Source organism: Lentzea cavernae, assembly GCF_014653695.1.
GTDB classification, from domain to species: Bacteria; Actinomycetota; Actinomycetes; order Mycobacteriales; family Pseudonocardiaceae; genus Lentzea; species Lentzea cavernae.
Genome location: NZ_BNAR01000009.1, coordinates 350,169 through 367,279, shown reverse-complemented (window position 1 = coordinate 367,279; position 17,111 = coordinate 350,169). Strand labels below are relative to the sequence as shown.

Genomic DNA, 17,111 nt, shown 5'->3' with positions numbered 1-17,111 from the left:
GTTGACACCCCTACCTGCATGTGGCCAGCTCCTGGTGCGACTTGTGACGGGACCCCACCGCCAACGCAACCCAACTACGAAACAGACAGCCGCCCAACGCAACAGGCGTGCCATCAACCCACTCACGGCGCCACCCCCCGGATCAGATTGCCGGGGGTCTGGGGGCAGAGCCCCCAGGGGAAAGCACGCAACCGCAACACGCCGCACGCAACAGGGGACCAGAAAACTCAAGGCAACCGATGCCGAGACCCCACCGGCACCACCAACGGAGTCCCAGAAACCGGATCCTCCACAACCCGGGCATCCAACCCGAACACCTCCAGCAACATCTCCTCCGTCAACACCTCCCCAGGCGTCCCCTGAGCCACGATCCGCCCACCCCGCATCGCAACGATGTTGTCCGCATACCGAGCAGCCAAGTTCAAGTCGTGCAACACCATCACAATGGTGCGCCCCATAGACGCGTGCAGCTCCTGCACCAAATCCAGCACATCGATCTGATGAGCCAAATCCAGGTACGTAGTCGGCTCGTCCAACAACAACAGATCCGTACCCTGCGCCAACGCCATGGAAATCCAAGCCCGCTGCCGCTGCCCCCCGGACAGCTCGTCCACGGTCCGATCAGCAAGATCCAGAATCCCGGTCATCGACAACGCAGCATCAACGGCAGCCGCATCATCCGAGGACCACTGCCGATACCAAGCCTGATGCGGATGCCGCCCCCGAGCAACGAGATCAGCCACCGTCAGCCCCTCAGGCGCCGACGGAGCCTGCGGCAACATCCCCAACACACGAGCAACATCCCGAGTGGACAGCGAAGCGATCTTCTGCCCGTCCAGCAACACCGCACCAGACCGAGCAGGCAACAACCGCCCCAAAGCCTTCAACAGGGTCGACTTGCCACACCCGTTGGGCCCGATCACCGCGGTCACGGTCCCGTCGAAGATCGACAGGTCGAGCGAATCGACGACCAACCGCTCCCCGTAGCCGATCGACAACGACGAAGCCTCAAGACGCACACTCATACCCGCGCCTCCCGGCGGCTTCGGATCAGCAGGAACATCAGATAGGGCGCACCGAGCACGGCCGTGACGACGCCGACCGGCAGTTCGGTCCGGTAGATGGTCCGCGCCACCAGGTCCGACAACATGACCAGCGCGCCACCGATCACCACGGAGCCGAACAACGGCGGCTGCGCGGTGCCGGACAGCCGCAGGGCGATCTGCGGCGAAGCCAGTGCCACGAACGCGATCGGGCCGGCGGCGGCAGTGGCCACGGAGGCCAGCACGATCGCCACGACGATCAGGAACGACCGCGCCACGTTGACGCGGATGCCCAGGCCGCGGGAGGTCTGGTCGTCGAACTGCAGGGCGCCGAGGACGTGGCCGCCGATCAGCGCGACGGGCACGAGCACGGCCAGGGCCAGGGCGACGGGGACGACGTGTTCCCAGCCGCGGCCGTTCAGGGATCCGGTGATCCACACCATCGCCCGGCCGGCGTCCTGCACGTCGCCGACGGTCAGCAGGTAGTGCGTGAAGTTGCCGGCCACGGCGGTGATGCCGATGCCGACCAGCACCATCCGGAAGCCCTCGATGCCCTGCCGCCACGCCAGCGCGTAGACGAGCAGGCCCGCGAACAGGCCGCCGGCGAGGCCCGCCAGGGGGACGCCGATCGACGCCGCGCTGCCGGTCACCACGCCCAGCGATCCCGCGAAGGTGATGACCGAGACCGCGCCGGCGCCCGCTCCCCAGGTCACGCCCAGGATGTCGGGTGAGGCCAGCGGGTTGCGCACGATGGCCTGGAAGATCGCGCCGGACAACCCGAGTGCGCCGCCGACCAGCAGGCCGGTCAGGGCGCGGGGCATCCGCAGTTCCATGACGACGAACTGGTCGCGGCGCGTGCCGCCGCCGAGCAGCGTGTCGACGACCTGGGCGGCGGTCAGCGGGAAGTCGCCGATCATGATGTCGACGACCAGCAGCGCCGCCAGCACCACGAGAGAGACCGCCACGACCAGCAGCGGGCGGCGGCGCAGGCGGAACGAGGCGGCGCCCAGCCTCAGGGCGGGCGCCTTGGCCGCGGGACTCGCGGGGGTCTTGGTCGCGGTGGTCAAATCTTCACCAGCTTCTTGCGCCGCACCAGGAAGATGAAGAACGGAGCGCCGATCAGCGCCAGCATCACGCCGACCTCCACTTCGGAGGGACGGGCGACCACCCTGCCGACGATGTCGGCGAACAGGATCAGGATCGCCCCGAGCAGCGCCGAGTACGGCAGGATCCAGCGGTAGTCCGGGCCGGTGAACGCGCGTGCGACGTGCGGCACCACGAGGCCCAGGAACCCGATCGGACCGCACGCGGCGACGGCCCCGCCGACCAGCAGCGTGATGGCGAGGATGCCCAGGGTCCGCGTCTTGCCGGTGTCGACGCCCAGCGACTTGGCCACGTCCTCGCCCAGGGACATGGCGTTGAGGCCCGGCGCGTTGAACGCGGCGATGACCAGGCCGGCGAACAGGAACGGCGCCACCTGCGTCAGGACCGTCAGGTCGCGTCCGGCGATCGCGCCGACCTGCCAGAACCGGAACGCGTCGAGCGACTGCTGGTCGAGCAGCACGATCGCCGACACGAGGCCGTTCATCAACGCGGAGACGGCGGCGCCGGCCAGTGCCAGCGTCACCGGGGACGGCCCGCCGCGACCGGCCGACCCGAGCAGGAACACGAGGACGCTCGCGATCATCGCGCCGGCGAAGGCGAACCAGATGTAGCCGACCAGCGAGTTCACGCCGAGCAGGAAGATCGAGAGCACGACCGCCAGCGCCGCGCCGTGCGTGACGCCGAGGATGCCGGGATCGGCCAGCGGATTGCGCGTGTGGCCCTGCATCAAAGCGCCACCGACACCCAGTGCGATGCCCACCGCGATGCCGAGCACCGTCCGCGGGATCCGCAGCTCGCGGATCACCACGTCGTCCTCGGCACCGGTCGGCGTGAAGAGACCGTGCCACACCCCGGAAAGCGGGATCTCCTTCGAGCCGATCGCGATGCTCGCCAGGCACACGGCGACCAGCACGACCAGCAGGAAGAGCAGGCCCAACGACCTACGACCCAAGGCCCACCCTCCTAGCTCCCGACAGGAGAGGTAAGCCTAACCGAACCAGCTGAGACGTCCGAGGCACCGGCACGAAGTCCTGGTCACATCCCCGCATCGCGGGGGACGTTGAGGACAACGACGAGAAATATCAACCCGTTGCCGGATCAACTAAAAGATCAGCCGTAAAACCATGTCGTTTGGGCAGCACCGTTCTACCGCCGGGCACTCTGCGGTAGTTGAGCAGTCACCCAAATAACACGAAGGGGTTCCGAGGAATCATCCCCGGAACCCCTTCGTGTTTTACCGAATTTCAGCCCTGCTGGTGGTAGGCGTCGAGCACCTCGGCCGGGATGCGGCCGCGGTCCGACACCTTCATGCCCTGCTTGCGGGCCCACTCGCGAATGGCCTGGTTCTGCTCACGATCCGCCGAAGCCGGACGCGCCTTCACAGTGCCGGGCGGACGACCGGGCCCGATGCGCTTACGACCACCGGCGCGACGTGCACTTCCCACGAAGTCGGCAAGTGCGTCCCTCAGTTTGCCCGCATTGCCGGAGGAAAGGTCGATCGTGTAGCTGACACCGTCCAGTCCGAACTCGACGGTCTCCTCAGCAGTGGAACCGTCCAGATCGTCGACGAGGGTCACCGTGACCTTCTGCGCCATGCGTATCCTCCAGGACCCCGAATGCGCGGTCACCCGCGTCGCCAACTAAAGCCTTCTGCGACGCAGGTTAGCGCACGGTTGCCGCATTGCACCTATCGACATCCGGAAAGTTACTCATTCAGGGCGAACGAGCGGGAACAAGATGGTCTCCCGGATACCCAGACCCGTGAGGGCCATCAGCAGCCGATCGATACCCATTCCGACACCACCACTCGGTGGCATTCCGTACTCCAGTGATCGCAGAAAGTCTTCGTCGATCGGCATGGCCTCGTGGTCACCGGCGGCCGCAAGACGCGCCTGCGCTTCCAGGCGTTCCCGCTCGATGACCGGGTCGACCAGTTCGGAGTAACCGGTTCCCAGTTCGAATCCGCGCACGTACAGATCCCACTTTTCGGCGACACCCGGCTTGGTGCGGTGCTGCCTGGTCAGGGGGGACGTCTCGACCGGGTAGTCCCGCACGAACGTGGGCTCGTGCAGCGAGCCGCACACCAGGTGCTCCCACAGCTCCTCGACGAGCTTGCCGTGGCCGAACTTCGGGTTCACCTCGAGTTCGTGGCGGTCACAAAGCTTGCGCAGCGCCTCCGCCGGCGTCTCCGGGGTGATTTCCTCACCAACTGCTCCGGACAACGACTCGTAGATGCTCAGAGTCGTCCATTCACCCGAGAGGTCGTACTCGCTGCCGTCCGCCAACGTGACGATCTGAGAACCCGTCACCGCTTCCGCGGCTTCCTGGATCAGCTCGCGCGTGAGTACCGCGTTCGAGTCGTACGTGGCGTACGCCTCGTAGTACTCGAGCATCGAAAACTCGGGCGAATGCGACGAGTCGACGCCTTCGTTGCGGAAGTTGCGGTTGATCTCGAAGACCTTCTCGATGCCGCCGACGACGCAACGCTTCAAGTACAGCTCCGGCGCGATGCGCAGGAACAGGTCGATGTCGAGCGCGTTCGAGTGCGTGATGAACGGACGCGCGCTGGCACCACCCTGCAGCGTCTGCAACATCGGCGTCTCGACTTCGAGGAATCCACGCCGGTGGAACGAGTCGCGCAGAGAACGAACGACGTTCGCACGGGTCCGAACAGTATCGCGCGCCATCGGCCTGAGGATCAGGTCGACGTACCGCTGACGAATGCGCGTTTCCTCGCCGAGTTCCTTGTGCGCGACCGGCAACGGGCGCAACGACTTCGACGTCAGCTGCCAGCCGTCGGCCATCACGGAAAGCTCGCCGCGGCGAGAGCTGATGACCTCACCGCTCACGAAAACGTGGTCGCCGAGGTCGACGTCGGTCTTCCACTCGGAAAGCGCTTCTTCACCGACACCGGCGAGGCTCAGCATCGCCTGCAGTTCCGTGCCGTCGCCTTCGCGCAACGTCGCGAAGCACAGCTTTCCGGTGTTGCGCATGAACATCACGCGCCCGGTGACGCCGACCTGCTGGCCGGTCTGCGTGTCGGGTTCGAGTTCCGGGTGGGCATCGCGAATCTCGCGCAACGTGTGCGTGCGCGCGACTTCGACGGGATACGGCTCCTTACCGGAAGCGAGCAGCCGCGCACGCTTCTCCCGGCGCACGCGCATCTGCTCTGGCAGGTCTTCTTCGCTGGTCACGAGGTTTTGCTTCGGCTGCTCACTCACGCGGAGAAGGGTACGGACACGCGCGAAGTCAAAGCGAACCGGATACCGCTAATTGGCTGGAAGATCGGCAGTTCGGTCCGACCAGACCAACATGTGCGCTGGTCTTCTCACCAGTGGTGTGGCCAGAACGTTGCCGGGTGGATTCGCGGTCAGACGGGTGTGTCGTGGTGCCGCCCCCACGCCCTCGTACTGGTTGTACGGGGGCGTGGGGGCGGTGCCGCGACGCGCCCTGCTGAGCGTGAATCCGCCCGCCAACGGGCTGGGCCACGCCACTAGGTTGGACGGATGGATCTACACGCGAGGCGAGCGGACTCGTTCGGCGCGCAGGCGGAGGCCTACGCCGAACACCGGCCTGACTATCCCGTGGCGGCGATCCGGTGGGCTCTGGAGCCCCTGGGCGACAGGACCGAGCGCCTCGACGTGCTCGACCTCGCCGCCGGCACCGGCAAGCTGACCGCGGGCCTGATGGCGGAGGGCCACTGCGTGACAGCCGTGGAACCCAACGAGCAGATGTTGTCCGAGCTGGTGCGCCGCGTTCACGGCGTGCGCGCGCTGCCGGGTCATGCTGAGCACATCCCCGTTCCCGACCAGACAGTCGACGCGGTGTTCGTCGCCACCGCGTTCCACTGGTTCGACCAGGAGAAGGCGCTGCCGGAGATCGCCCGCGTGCTGCGGCCGGGCGGGGTGCTGGCGTTGCTGTGGGCCGAGCCGGTCGCGGACGTCGAGTGGGTGCGCGAGCTGGAGCAGGTGTCGCTGAGCAGCGTCGAGTCGCAGCGGCACGATCCCGTCGCGATCACGGCGCACCCGTCCTTCACGCCGGAGGAGCACGCCTCCTTCCCGCACAGCCACCGCCGGGACTCCCCGGAGGCGGCGATCGCGTGGATCAACACGCACTCGCGCATCCTCGTCATCGACGACGAGGAACGGGCCGCGATCAACGAGAAGATGCTGGCGTTCCTCCGCGCACGGCCGGAGACGTCGAACGGGCCGTTCGACGTCCCCTTGCGCGCGGAGGTCTACCGGATGGTGCGCGTCAGCGAGTGACGGCGGGCATGTTGCGCTCGAAGACCATGCGCAACCCCAGCAGGGTCAGGTCGGGCACGTGGTGCGCGATCGTCGAGGACTCGGAGACGACCAGCGGGGCGAGACCGCCCGTGGCGATGACCGTCACGGGGCCGGGATCGGTCTGCTGGAGCTCCTCGGTGATCTTGCGCACCAGCCCGTCCACCTGGCCGACGAACCCGTAGACGATGCCGGACTGCAGGCACTCCACGGTGTTCTTGCCGATCACGTTGCGGGGCTTGATCAGCTCGACCTTGCGCAGCTGGGCGGCGCGGGAGGCCAGGGCGTCGACCGAGATCTCGATGCCGGGTGCCAGCGCGCCGCCGAGGAACTCGCCGCGCGACGAGATCACGTCGAGGTTCGTGGACGTGCCGAAGTCGACGACGATGCACGACGTCGCGTAGAGGTGGTGCGCGGCCAGCGTGTTGATCACGCGGTCCGAGCCCACCTCCTTCGGGTTGTCGACGAGCAGCGGGACGCCGGTCTTCACGCCCGGCTCCACCAGGATCTTCGGCACGGCGTCGTAGTAGCGGCCGAGCATGACCCGCAGCTCGCGCAGCACCGCGGGCACGGTGGACAGCGCGGAGATGCCGGTGATCTTGTCGGCGTACTCGCCGAGCAGGCCGCGCATGGTCAGCGCGAGTTCGTCGGCGGTCATCCTGGCGTCGGTGCGCATGCGCCAGTCGCGCACGAGCGGGGCCGAGTCGCCGACCCCGTCGTACAGACCGAGCACGATGTTGGTGTTGCCGACGTCGATGGCGAGCAGCACGGTGTGTTCCTCAGTTCTCGGTCTTGATCAGCGCGTCCAGCGCGGTCGCCTCAACGGTCTCAGAAGAGGGCGCGCTCGTGGAGCCGTTCACCAGCCCGGACCCCTCGGGGGCGTGGGCGGGGTCGGAGCCGAGGTCGACGACCTTGTTGTCGGCGTCCACGAAGACCACGCGCGGCTTGTAGGCGCGCGACTCGGCGTCGTCCATCTGCCCGTACGCGATCAGGATCACGATGTCGCCGGGGTGCACGAGGTGCGCCGCCGCGCCGTTGATGCCCAGCACGCCGGTGCCGCGCTCGCCGGGGATGACGTACGTCTCCAGGCGCGCGCCGTTGGTGACGTCGACGATGGCGACCTGTTCGCCCGCCAGCAGGTCGGCGGCCTCCATCAGGTCCTCGTCCACCGTCACCGAGCCGACGTAGTGCAGGTCGGCCTGCGTCACGGTGGCCCGGTGGATCTTGGACTTCAGCATCGTGCGGAACATGGCATTCCCCCTACTCGTCGCCTTCGCCGAGCAACACCGCGATGTTGTCGATCAGGCGGGTGGAACCGACGCGGGCCGCGAGCAGCAGCCGGGCGTCGCCGTTCTCCGGCGCGGGACCGAGGTCGGGCCCGCGCAGCTCCAGGTAGTCCAGTTCGACCTCGGGCGACTGCGCCAGCACGTCGTGCGCGGCCTTGAGCACCGCGTCCGCGCCCAGCGCCGACACGTGCGCGCCGGCCGTCAGCGCGGCCGACAGCGTCACGGCCTGGTGGCGCTGCTCCGGGGTCAGGTAGGCGTTGCGGGACGACAGCGCGAGGCCGTCGTGCTCGCGCACGGTCGGCACGCCGACGACGTCGAGCGGGAAGTTCAGGTCGCGCGCCATCCGGTGGATGAGCTGCAGCTGCTGGTAGTCCTTCTGCCCGAACACCGCGTACGTGGGCTGCACGATGTTGAACAGCTTCGACACGACCGTCAGCACGCCGGCGAAGTGGCCGGGGCGCACGGCGCCCTCCAACTCGTCGCCCAGCGGACCGGGGTTCACGGTGACCTGCGCGCCCTCGGGGTACATGTCCTCCGCCGACGGCGCGAAGACGATGCCCACGCGCTCCTCGCGGCAGATGTCCACATCGGACTCGAACTGGCGCGGGTACTTCGCGAGGTCCTCGTTCGGCCCGAACTGCAACGGGTTCACGAAGATCGACACGACGACCACCGTGTTCTGCATGACCTTCGCCTCGCGGATCAGCTGGCGGTGGCCCGCGTGCAGGGCGCCCATCGTGGGCACCAGCGCGACGTTGCGCCCGGCGCCCCGCAGGGCCCTGATGACCCTGTTGAGCCGCTCGGGGTCGCGGTGCACCGTGACGTCGTCCGGGCGGAAGTCGTCCTTGGTCAGTGGCTTCGTCACGTCAGTCCTCAAGAGTGGTGCGAACGTCGTTGGCCGCGTCGGGCTTGAGCAGCCCTGCGCGTTCGGCCCGGTCCGCGGTGCGGCGGGCGAGCACGCGGTAGCCGGGCAGGGTCTCGGGCGCCTCCTGCGCGAGCACGCCGAGGTGCTTGCGCAAGGTACCCGTGTCGCCTCGGGCGACCGGACCGGTGAGGGCCCTGTCGCCGTGGCGCAGCGCGTTGTCGAGCGCGGCCGACAGGAGCGGGCCGAGCAGGCGTTCGGCGTTGGCGACGCCGGCGTTCGTGAGCAGGTCCGCGGCGTCGCGGACCAGCGTGATCAGGTGGTTCGCGCCGTGGGCCAGCGCCGCGTGGTAGAGCGGGCGGACGGCCTCCGGCACCCTGACCGGTTCCGCGTCCATCTCGACTACCAGCGCCTCGCCGACGCTCCAGGCCACCTCGTCGCCGTCCGCGGCCGTGACGCCGACGCACGCGGCGCTCATCCGCTGCAGGTCCTCCTGGCGGCCGGTGAACGTCATGACGGGGTGCAGCGCGAGCGTGAGAGCGCCCAGCGCGGCAGCGGGTTCGAGGACCTTCACGCCCTGAGCTCCGCTGGTGTGCACGACGATCTGGCCCGCCCGGAGCGACCGGGTGGCGACGAGGCCCTTGACCAGGCCTTCCAGCTCGTCGTCCGGCACGGCCAGCAGCACGAGGTCGGCGCGCGCGGCGACCTCGGTGGGGTCGGCGATCTCGACGCCGGGCAGCAGCTCGTCCGCGCGGTCGCGGGAGGCCTGGGAGACGGCGGAGACGCCGGTCACCACGTGGCCCGTTCTGGCCAGCGCGGCGCCCAGCACGGAGCCGACGCGGCCTGCCGAGATGACACCGACGGCGAGCCTCGCCGGACGTGGGGTCGCGTCCATGCGACTAACTCCTTCTGACGTTCCAGTCCCTGGTGCGGGTACCGGACGACGCCGCCGAGGGTAATCCCGCCGCGTGCCGGTTGAGCCCGTCGGTGACCGGATTCACCGGCGGGCGGCCGCCCTGGCGGCGTGCAGGGTGTCGAGCAGCACCCCGTGGCGCTGCTCGGCGCTCTGACCGGCCGTTCCCTGTTCGATGCGGTGCCGCAGGAAGGCCAGTTCGGTGACGGCGATCTGGTAGCTCCGCACGGCCTTGACCGACGTGTCACCCGACTTGCGCTTGACCGCCCGAAGCCAGTTCCTGCGGCCGTTGAGGCTGGCCAGCAGGGCCACCTCGCTGTTGGCGATCCACCGGTTCTGCGCCATCGCGGCGAGCTGCCCGGCGACGATCCGCTGTTCCCTGCGCCTCTGCCAGACCACGATCGAGACGGCGCCGGCGAACACCGGCACCATGATCAGGAAGTACAGGTTGATGAAGTCCGACCCGGTGCCGACGGTCGTCGAGAAGTTCCACAGCGAGTGCAGCCCGACGGCCGTGAGGTAACCGCCGATCGGCGCGATGACCCGGACCGTGGAGTTGCTGGTGGTCGCCGCGATGCCGACGCCGATGCCCGTCATGGCCGTGAACAGCGGGTGCGCGAACGGCGACAGCACCCCGCGCAGCACGAACAGCGCGATCACGCCGCCGCCCATGTTGCCGAGCCCGTTCTCGAGGAAGACCCGGCCGAAGTACCAGATGTTCTCGGTGAACGCGAAGCCCGCGGCCGTGATGCCCGCGTAGACCATGCCGTCCACGACACCGTCGAACTCGTGCCTGCGCCGCATGAACACGGCGATGAGGAACACGGCCTTGGTGGCCTCCTCGACGATCGGCGCGCCCACGACGGCGGTGAACGTCGTGCCGTCGTTCGTCAGCAGATCGCCCAGCACCCTGGACGTCTGGTTGAACGCGAGCGAGCTGATCGTCGCGCCGCACGAACCCCAGACGAACGCGAAGAGAAGCATCTTCGCCGGCTCCGGCTCCCAGCGGTCGATCCACAGGAACGCGCTCACCACGAACGCGACGGGGATCAGCGCCGCGGCGGCACCCACCAGCAGCGGCTCGATGCCGATGCTCGACGTGCCCAGCGCGAACAGCACCAGCCCCGCCGCGGCCAGCGCGATCAGCGCCACGACCGGGAACAGGACGGTCCAGCGGCGCTGCTCGATGCGCTTCTTGGTGTGCGTCGCAGTCGGCGTCGCACCCGGCGTCGGCGTCGGCGTCGGTGTGAGGTCGGCGTCGGTCACGGAAATGACCTTAGATGCACACTTGTCCGGTGTTGGACTGGGAAGCCGCTTGGCACGCCGCGTTGTACGGCCCTTCCGGCTTCTTCGCGCGCGGCGAGAAGCCGTCGTCGCACTTCCGGACGTCTCCGCTGGTCGGTCCGGAGCTGGCCGAGGCCCTGCTGACGTTGCTGTCCCGAGTGGATGCCTGCCTGGGGTTTCCCCCGGTCGTGGACTTCGTGGACGTCGGTGCGGGTGGTGGTGAGCTGGCCTTCGCGGTGCGGTCGCTGGCCTCGGGGTCCCTCGCGTCTCGTCTTCGGGTGACCGCCGTCGAACTCGGGCCGCCTGTGGAGTTGCCCGGTGTCGAGTGGGCCACGTCGATCCCGTCGTGTGTCGGGTTGCTGGTCGGGCACGAGTGGCTCGACTCGGTTCCCTGTCCGGTGGTGACCGGGCCTTCGGCCGATCCGTGGATTGAGCGGTGGTGGCCGTCGTTGGAGGACGGCTCGATGGCTGAGGTGGGGGCGCCCCGGGACGCTGCCTGGGCTGCGGCGGTCGCGTCGGTGCGCGGGGCGGCGCTGGCGATCGACTACGGGCATCTGGAGTCGTCGCGGAGGTTCACCCTGACCGGTTATCGGGAGGGGCGGCAGGTGGAGCCGGTGTTCGACGGGTCTTGCGACGTCACTGCGCATGTCGCGTTCGACTCGTGTGCGGAGGCTGCCGGGGGTGACTGGGTTCTGGTGTCGCAGCGGGATGCGTTGCGGGCCTTGGGGGTGGTTGGGGCTGCTGCCGGATCTGGGTGGGACTGGTTGGAGTCGGCGGCGCGGGCTGGGCGGGTTGCGGAGTTGCGTGATCCGGCGGGGCTCGGTGGGTTCGGGTGGCTGCTGCACGGATGCGGGGTGGCTGTGGCGGATCTGATGCCCGCGCTGCCGCCCTGGCGTCCCGATCCCGCCGGCTTTCCGGTTGAGGAGTGACCGGCTAGGACTGACCGAAGTCGGCCGCGCGGGCCGGGGCGATCCCCCGTGCCTCGGTGGGTTCGGCCGGCTGTTGAACGGACGCGGCGTGGGCGTGGCAGGCCTGATTCCCGCGAGATCCTTGCGGGGCGGCGGGTTGAGGTGGCTGCTGCCCGAAGCGGCGTGGCCGTGGCGGACCTGACCTGCTGCCGTCCTGGCGTCCGAATCCCGCCAGCTTTCCGGGGGCGGGAAGACCACCGTGGAGGCATGCGAATCCACACCGTGTCGCCCACCGACTCCTTCTCCGACCCCGGCCGTGAGTACCGCGCGTCTGAGCCCGGCGTGCCGTTGCGTTGTTGCCTGCGGAAGTCGCTGGAAGGTGAGCCGGTGTGGTTGTTCCGGTACTCGCCGCCGTTCGGCAAGGGGCCGTACGCCGAGGTCGGGCCGATCTTCACGCACGTGGAATGTCCGGGCTCGATTTTGTTGGATCGTTTGCCTGTTGAGTTGTTGAACAATCCGCGGATCCTACGTTCCTACAACGCCGCAGGTCAGATCCATGACGGTGAGGTGGTGGAGCCTGGGTCGTTCGATCGTGTGATTGAGGGATTGTTCAACGATCCTTCGATCGAGGCCGTGCAGGTTCGGAGCGTGTCGCACGGGTGCTTCTTCTTCGCGATCACCAGGGCCTGAGCCGCGCCGGGCGCCGTGAAACCATGCTGGGGTGAGCGAGCAGATCACCGTCGGCGTGGGTGCGGGCGCCCGGTACCTGGGCGTGGACCGCGTGATCGACCTCGGTCCCCTGCACCCGTCGGCCCACGGCGCCTACCGCCTGCGCCTCACCGTCACGCCGGACCTGGTGATCACCGCCGCCGAACCGCTCGTCGGGCACCTGCACCGCGGCGCCGAGAAGCTGTTCGAGGTGCGCGACTACCGCCAGGTGCTGACGCTCGCGAACCGGCACGACTGGCTTTCGGCGTTCTGCAACGAGCTCGCGGTCGCGTTGGCCGTCGAGCGCATGACGGGCATGGACGTCCCGGCGCGCGCGCAGTGGTTGCGTGCGCTGCTGTGTGAGCTGAACCGGCTGATGGCGCACATGGTGTTCCTGACCCCGTTGTCCCCCAACGCCGCCGTGTACCGCGAGGGCGTGCAGGCGCTCATGGAAGAAGCGTCGGGTGGGCGCATCCACTTCATGTTCAACCGGATCGGCGGGCTGCGCGAGGACGTCCCGGCGGGCTGGACGTCCAGGGTCGCCGACTTCCTGTCCACTGTGGACACGGCAACGCTGCCCGTCGACTTCGAGAAGCTCCAGGGGCTCGGCGTCCTGCCGCACGAGGACGCGCTGGCGTACGGCGTCACCGGGCCGATCGGCCGGGCCAGCGGCGTGGACTTCGACCTGCGCCGCGACGACCCGTTGCCCGCCTACAGGGCCCTCGGTTTCACTCCCGTCGTCAGGACCGGGGGCGACGCGGCCGCCCGCGTCCGTTGCCTCCTCGACGAAACCACCAAGTCGGTCGAGCTGGCCGCGGCCTGCCTGGAGCAACTGCCGCAGGGCCCGGTGAACCTGAGGCTCCCCAAGGCGATCAAGGCCCCGGAGGGTTCCGTCTACACGCGCGTCGAAGCGCCGCTCGGCACCTCGGGGGTGCACCTGTCGTCGCGCGGCGAGAAGACGCCGTGGCGGCTCAAGCTCCGCACGCCGTCGTTCAACAACGTCCAGGCGCTGTCGGCGTTGCTGCCCGGCACGCGGGTGGACGACCTACCCGCGGTCCTGAGCTCGTTCGCCGTGATCGTCGGCGACATCGACAAGTGATCCCAGGTGCTCGGCGATGGCGTTGATCGTCGGGTGGTCGTAGGCCAGCGTGGGTTCGACCAGGACTCCCCAGCGGGCCTCGATGTCCACGCACAACGCCATCGCGTGCACGGAGTCGAGGCCGAGCGCCTGCAACGGAACGCCCGTGCCGATCCGCGACGCGGGAACGGCCAGGTAACCGGCGACCGCGTCGACGAGCCAGCCGGTCAGTGCCTCCTCAGCCACGGAGGGCCTCCTGGGTGCTCGGGGTCAGAACGCTGTGCAGCGCGGTCAACTCGCCGGCGAGGAACAGGTCGCGCATGTGCCCGCGCCGGACCTTGCCGCTCGTGGTGTGGCGCACGGCGTTCGACCTGACGACCACGACGCTCGCGGACACGCCGAACTCCCTGGTCACCGCCTGGAGCACGGTGCCGGCGAACGAGCGGGGGTCGCCCTGCGTGGCGCGACGCATCTCCTGCACGAGGACGACGTGCTCACCCGAGTCTGCGTCCCGCACGCCGAAGGCCGCGCCGGTGCCCGCGTCCGGGTGCGCTTCCCTGGCGGCGGTCTCGACGTCCTGCGGGTACAGGTTGCGGCCGTTGACGACGAGGACTTCCTTGAGCCGCCCGGTGATGTACAGCTGTCCCTCGAAGAGCATCCCCAGGTCGCCGGTGCGCAACCAGCGGCCGTCCAGCCCGGTGACGAACGTGGCGGCGGTCGCGGCCGGGTCGCCGTGGTAGCCCGCCGCGAGGCTCGGCCCCGCCACCTCCACCTCGCCGATCTCGCCGGGTTCCCTGCCCTGCCGCGTGACCGGGTCCACCACGCGCACCGCCAGGCCGTCCGGTTCTCCGCACCCGACCAGCGGCACGCCGTCCGGTGCGCCGACGACCTTCCCGGCGGCGAGCGACTGCGGGGTGAAGGTCCGCACGGTCGGCCCACGACCGCGAACGGTGCAGGTGACCACGAGCGTCGACTCCGCGAGGCCGTAGCCGGGGTTCAACGCGTCGCGCCGGAAACCCGCGGCCGCGAACCGGTCGGCGAACGCGTCGAGCGTGGAGATCCGGATCGGCTCGGCACCGCTGACGGCCATGGTCAGGCAGGAGAGGTCCAGTTCCGCGAGGTCGGCGTCGCTGACCCTGCGGGTCGTCCACGAGTAACCGAAGTCCGGCGCGACGGTCCAGTCCGCCCGGTGGTCGCTGATGGCGCGCAGCCAGCGGATCGGGCGCGCGATCACCGCCTCCGGCGAGAGCAGGACCAGGTCGGCCTCCGCGTGCAACGCCTGCAGCAGCAGTCCGACCAGGCCCATGTCGTGGTGGTGCGGCAGCCAGCCCGCGATCCTGCGGACGGGCGTGGAACCGCTGACCTTCGCGAACAGTTCGAGGTTGTGCGTCAGGCCGCCGTGGGTGACCTCGACGCCACGTGGATGCCCGGTCGAGCCCGACGTGTACTGGAGGTAGGCGACGTCGTCAGGACGCACCTCCACCGGCGGCACCAGGTCGGCGGTGTCGAACGTCCTGGCCGAAAGGGCGCTCAGCGCCTCGACGTGGGCATCGGTCGTGAGCACGAGACGCGCGCCGGAGTCCTCGGCCAGCCTGTTCACGCGGTCGATCCGGGACACCGACAGCGGCAGTGGCGCGGGAACCGCGACGGCGCCCGCGTAGAGGCAGCCGAGGAACGCGGTGAGGAAGTCGAGCCCCGCCGGGTGCAGCAGCAGGACGGGACTGTCCGCGAGGCCGGTGCCGCGCAGCCAGCCGGCCACGGATCTGGCACGTCTGTCGAGGTCGGCGTGGGTCATCACCACCGGTGGCCGTCCGTCGGGCAGGTAGGTGACCGTGCGGTCCTCACGCGCACGGGCGTGGAAACCGGTGATGAAGTCCGTCATGCGGGCAGCCCCTCTCGGACGTACCAGGAGATGAGCAGGTCGAGGATCCGAGGCGTGACGGGCGGCGGCGAGGCGTCGTCGTGGCACTCGAAGTCGTACTCGAAGCGCAGGTAGGGCGAGGTGTACTTGCAGCGCATGTTGACGATCGCCTCGAACCGGCTGAACGGCTCGGCCTCGACGTCGGCGGCGGTGACGGCGACCAGTTCGACGGGCAGGTGCGCGGAGATGGCGGCGAACAGGTCAGCGACCGGCACTGTCACCCTGTTCACGACGTGCCGGACGGGGCGGTCGAAGGAGCCTGCGGCCAGCGCGAGCAGCCGGTCCACGGTGCCGTCGATCGGTGTCAGGTGCAGCGCCGCCCTCGGGTGGCAGACGAAGCGGACCCGCTCGCCGGGTGTGCGCCGCGCGAACATCGCGATGACCCTGAGGAAGTCGTAGATCCCCAGATCCGACAACGCGCGCCCGGTGCCCGAATGACCGACCATGACACCCAGTCGAGCGACGAGAGCGTCACCGTTCTGCACTAGTGCCGACCGCGAAAGTTGAATTTCCGCCATTCTCTTGGAGTGTTCGTAGTCATTTCTGAACGCGGACGGGTGAGCGGGCTCGGGCCAGTCCTCCCGCGCTCTGCCTCCACCGGTCCCGTTCTGGTAAGCGGTGCTGATGTGGATGAACCTGGAACCGGCACGGGAATGCCGCGAGAACGTCCTCTCCACGTTCGCGGACCCCTCCACGTTGACGGTACGCAGTTCTTCCTCACGACGTGGAAAGAACGTGATGAGCGCGGCGCTGTGCCAATAGGCGCACGGTTCGGCGAACACCTCGGACGTCGGCAAACCGAGGTCAGGCTCGACCAGCGAGAACGGCCTGAACTGCACCTTCTCCACCAGTCCGGGGTCCAGATGGAGCGTGCTCAGCGCGTCCGCCACCTTTCGCCGGCAGACTTCCTCACTGGCACGCGCCAATGCAATCACCGAGTCGCCGCGCGCCACAAGAGCACCGATCAGGTGAGATCCGACAAAACCATTGGCGCCGTCTACCACGTGAACTGACATAAAACAACCTTCCAGCGTTCACAGCGCGGGAGTAGCGTGCCGTCCGGCCAGCTCAATTCTCCCGAAGGAAAGAACCGCCACCATGCTCAACGATCTGCAAAGACGCAAGATGGCACATCTGTTCACTCTTCTGGATGTCGATGACGACGGAACCATTGACAGAATGGATTACACGGCTTCCGCCGACCGGCTGGTCACGGCGTTCGGATTCGCACCGGGGTCACCTGAATGCCGGCTCGTCCGCGACCGCTACGACACGCTCTGGGAGGCGGTCACGCTCCCGATGGACTCCGACGGCGACGAGCGCGTCGACGTCAGCGAGTACTCGACGGGCATGGAGCGGTTCGTGACCACGGCCGACGAGGGCTACCTGACCCACATCGCACCGGTCGCGAACGCCTTCTACGACCTGATGGACGTCGACGGCGACGGCCGGATCACCAGGACCGAGTACGTCCGGATGATGGCCAGCGCCTTCCGCCTGCCCGAGGAGGCCGGGAGCGCGGCGTTCGACCGGCTCGACCTGGACGGCAACGGCTCGCTCAGCCGCGACGAGCTGCACATCGCCAACGAGCAGTTCTTCCGCAGCGACGACGAGAACGTCAGGGGCAACTGGGTCTTCGGCCCGATCGCGGTCTGACCGCGGCAGGGCCGGTGGTGTGGCTCGGAACGTTCCCGGGCGGGGTCGCGGTCGGACGGGTGCAC

At 68.7% G+C, this 17,111-nt stretch carries 18 protein-coding genes; 5 read left to right on the top strand and 13 right to left on the bottom strand.

Translation table 11 applies throughout. The features are described 5' to 3' along the window. Positions 1 to 227: 227 nt before the first annotated feature. From IE307_RS28955 to lysS, 5 genes are all read right to left on the bottom strand, one after another. Complete coding sequence (locus IE307_RS28955) at positions 228 to 1,025, bottom strand: ABC transporter ATP-binding protein (RefSeq protein WP_191302515.1); 798 nt, start codon at positions 1,023 to 1,025, stop codon at positions 228 to 230. Next, the gene (locus IE307_RS28950) at positions 1,022 to 2,110 is read right to left on the bottom strand and encodes a FecCD family ABC transporter permease (protein ID WP_191302514.1); all 1,089 of its coding nucleotides are present in this window, start codon (positions 2,108 to 2,110) and stop codon (positions 1,022 to 1,024) included. The genes IE307_RS28955 and IE307_RS28950 overlap by 4 nt, the downstream gene beginning before the upstream one ends. Then, positions 2,107 to 3,099: a FecCD family ABC transporter permease gene (locus IE307_RS28945; protein ID WP_191302513.1), complete on the bottom strand. Its 993-nt coding sequence runs from the start codon at positions 3,097 to 3,099 to the stop codon at positions 2,107 to 2,109. Before IE307_RS28945 ends, IE307_RS28950 begins: the two co-directional genes overlap by 4 nt. 292 nt (positions 3,100 to 3,391) lie before the next feature. After that, positions 3,392 to 3,742, bottom strand: a complete 351-nt coding sequence (locus IE307_RS28940) for a histone-like nucleoid-structuring protein Lsr2 (RefSeq protein WP_191302512.1) — start codon at positions 3,740 to 3,742, stop codon at positions 3,392 to 3,394. Positions 3,743 to 3,856: 114 nt separating this feature from the next. Further along, the gene (gene lysS / locus IE307_RS28935) at positions 3,857 to 5,311 is read right to left on the bottom strand and encodes a lysine--tRNA ligase (protein ID WP_191302560.1); all 1,455 of its coding nucleotides are present in this window, start codon (positions 5,309 to 5,311) and stop codon (positions 3,857 to 3,859) included. Positions 5,312 to 5,653: 342 nt separating this feature from the next. Here lysS and IE307_RS28930 point away from each other — a divergent pair, with 342 nt between their 5' ends. Next, positions 5,654 to 6,412 carry a class I SAM-dependent methyltransferase gene (locus IE307_RS28930; RefSeq protein WP_191302511.1) on the top strand — a complete coding sequence of 253 codons (759 nt, stop codon included), beginning with the start codon at positions 5,654 to 5,656 and terminating at the stop codon, positions 6,410 to 6,412. Here the strand turns inward: IE307_RS28930 and IE307_RS28925 are convergent. From IE307_RS28925 to IE307_RS28905, 5 genes are all read right to left on the bottom strand, one after another. Continuing rightward, positions 6,402 to 7,199, bottom strand: coding sequence for a type III pantothenate kinase (locus IE307_RS28925; RefSeq protein ID WP_191302510.1), 798 nt, complete (start codon positions 7,197 to 7,199; stop codon positions 6,402 to 6,404). The genes IE307_RS28930 and IE307_RS28925 overlap by 11 nt on opposite strands. A gap of 10 nt (positions 7,200 to 7,209) precedes the next feature. Beyond that, entirely contained in the window at positions 7,210 to 7,680 is a 471-nt protein-coding gene (gene panD, locus IE307_RS28920; RefSeq protein ID WP_191302509.1) for an aspartate 1-decarboxylase, read from the bottom strand. Positions 7,681 to 7,690: 10 nt separating this feature from the next. After that, entirely contained in the window at positions 7,691 to 8,569 is an 879-nt protein-coding gene (gene panC, locus IE307_RS28915) for a pantoate--beta-alanine ligase (protein WP_373306047.1), read from the bottom strand. 13 nt (positions 8,570 to 8,582) lie between these two features. Further along, positions 8,583 to 9,473, bottom strand: a complete 891-nt coding sequence (locus tag IE307_RS28910) for a Rossmann-like and DUF2520 domain-containing protein (protein WP_191302507.1) — start codon at positions 9,471 to 9,473, stop codon at positions 8,583 to 8,585. A 102-nt stretch (positions 9,474 to 9,575) separates the two neighbouring features. After that, positions 9,576 to 10,679, bottom strand: a complete 1,104-nt coding sequence (locus IE307_RS28905; RefSeq protein WP_191302559.1) for a PrsW family intramembrane metalloprotease — start codon at positions 10,677 to 10,679, stop codon at positions 9,576 to 9,578. A gap of 107 nt (positions 10,680 to 10,786) precedes the next feature. Here IE307_RS28905 and IE307_RS28900 point away from each other — a divergent pair, with 107 nt between their 5' ends. From IE307_RS28900 to IE307_RS28890, 3 genes are all read left to right on the top strand, one after another. Continuing rightward, the gene (locus tag IE307_RS28900; RefSeq protein WP_229905152.1) at positions 10,787 to 11,704 is read left to right on the top strand and encodes an SAM-dependent methyltransferase; all 918 of its coding nucleotides are present in this window, start codon (positions 10,787 to 10,789) and stop codon (positions 11,702 to 11,704) included. A gap of 246 nt (positions 11,705 to 11,950) precedes the next feature. Further along, complete coding sequence (locus IE307_RS28895; RefSeq protein ID WP_191302505.1) at positions 11,951 to 12,373, top strand: DUF1203 domain-containing protein; 423 nt, start codon at positions 11,951 to 11,953, stop codon at positions 12,371 to 12,373. A 31-nt stretch (positions 12,374 to 12,404) separates the two neighbouring features. Beyond that, on the top strand, positions 12,405 to 13,490 hold the full coding sequence (locus tag IE307_RS28890) for an NADH-quinone oxidoreductase subunit D (protein ID WP_229905151.1): 1,086 nt from the start codon (positions 12,405 to 12,407) through the stop codon (positions 13,488 to 13,490). Here the strand turns inward: IE307_RS28890 and IE307_RS28885 are convergent. Genes IE307_RS28885 through IE307_RS28875 form a run of 3 tightly spaced genes read right to left on the bottom strand, consistent with a single transcriptional unit; the run spans position 13,437 to position 16,406 of the window. Then, positions 13,437 to 13,715 carry an acyl carrier protein gene (locus IE307_RS28885; RefSeq protein WP_191302504.1) on the bottom strand — a complete coding sequence of 93 codons (279 nt, stop codon included), beginning with the start codon at positions 13,713 to 13,715 and terminating at the stop codon, positions 13,437 to 13,439. The genes IE307_RS28890 and IE307_RS28885 overlap by 54 nt on opposite strands. After that, positions 13,708 to 15,351, bottom strand: coding sequence for a fatty acyl-AMP ligase (locus IE307_RS28880; protein ID WP_191302503.1), 1,644 nt, complete (start codon positions 15,349 to 15,351; stop codon positions 13,708 to 13,710). The genes IE307_RS28885 and IE307_RS28880 overlap by 8 nt, the downstream gene beginning before the upstream one ends. Continuing rightward, entirely contained in the window at positions 15,348 to 16,406 is a 1,059-nt protein-coding gene (locus IE307_RS28875; RefSeq protein WP_191302502.1) for an SDR family oxidoreductase, read from the bottom strand. Before IE307_RS28875 ends, IE307_RS28880 begins: the two co-directional genes overlap by 4 nt. A 163-nt stretch (positions 16,407 to 16,569) precedes the next feature. Between IE307_RS28875 and IE307_RS28870 the strand changes: the two genes are divergently transcribed. Next, positions 16,570 to 17,046, top strand: coding sequence for an EF-hand domain-containing protein (locus IE307_RS28870; RefSeq protein ID WP_191302501.1), 477 nt, complete (start codon positions 16,570 to 16,572; stop codon positions 17,044 to 17,046). The last annotated feature ends 65 nt before the right edge of the window (positions 17,047 to 17,111 follow it).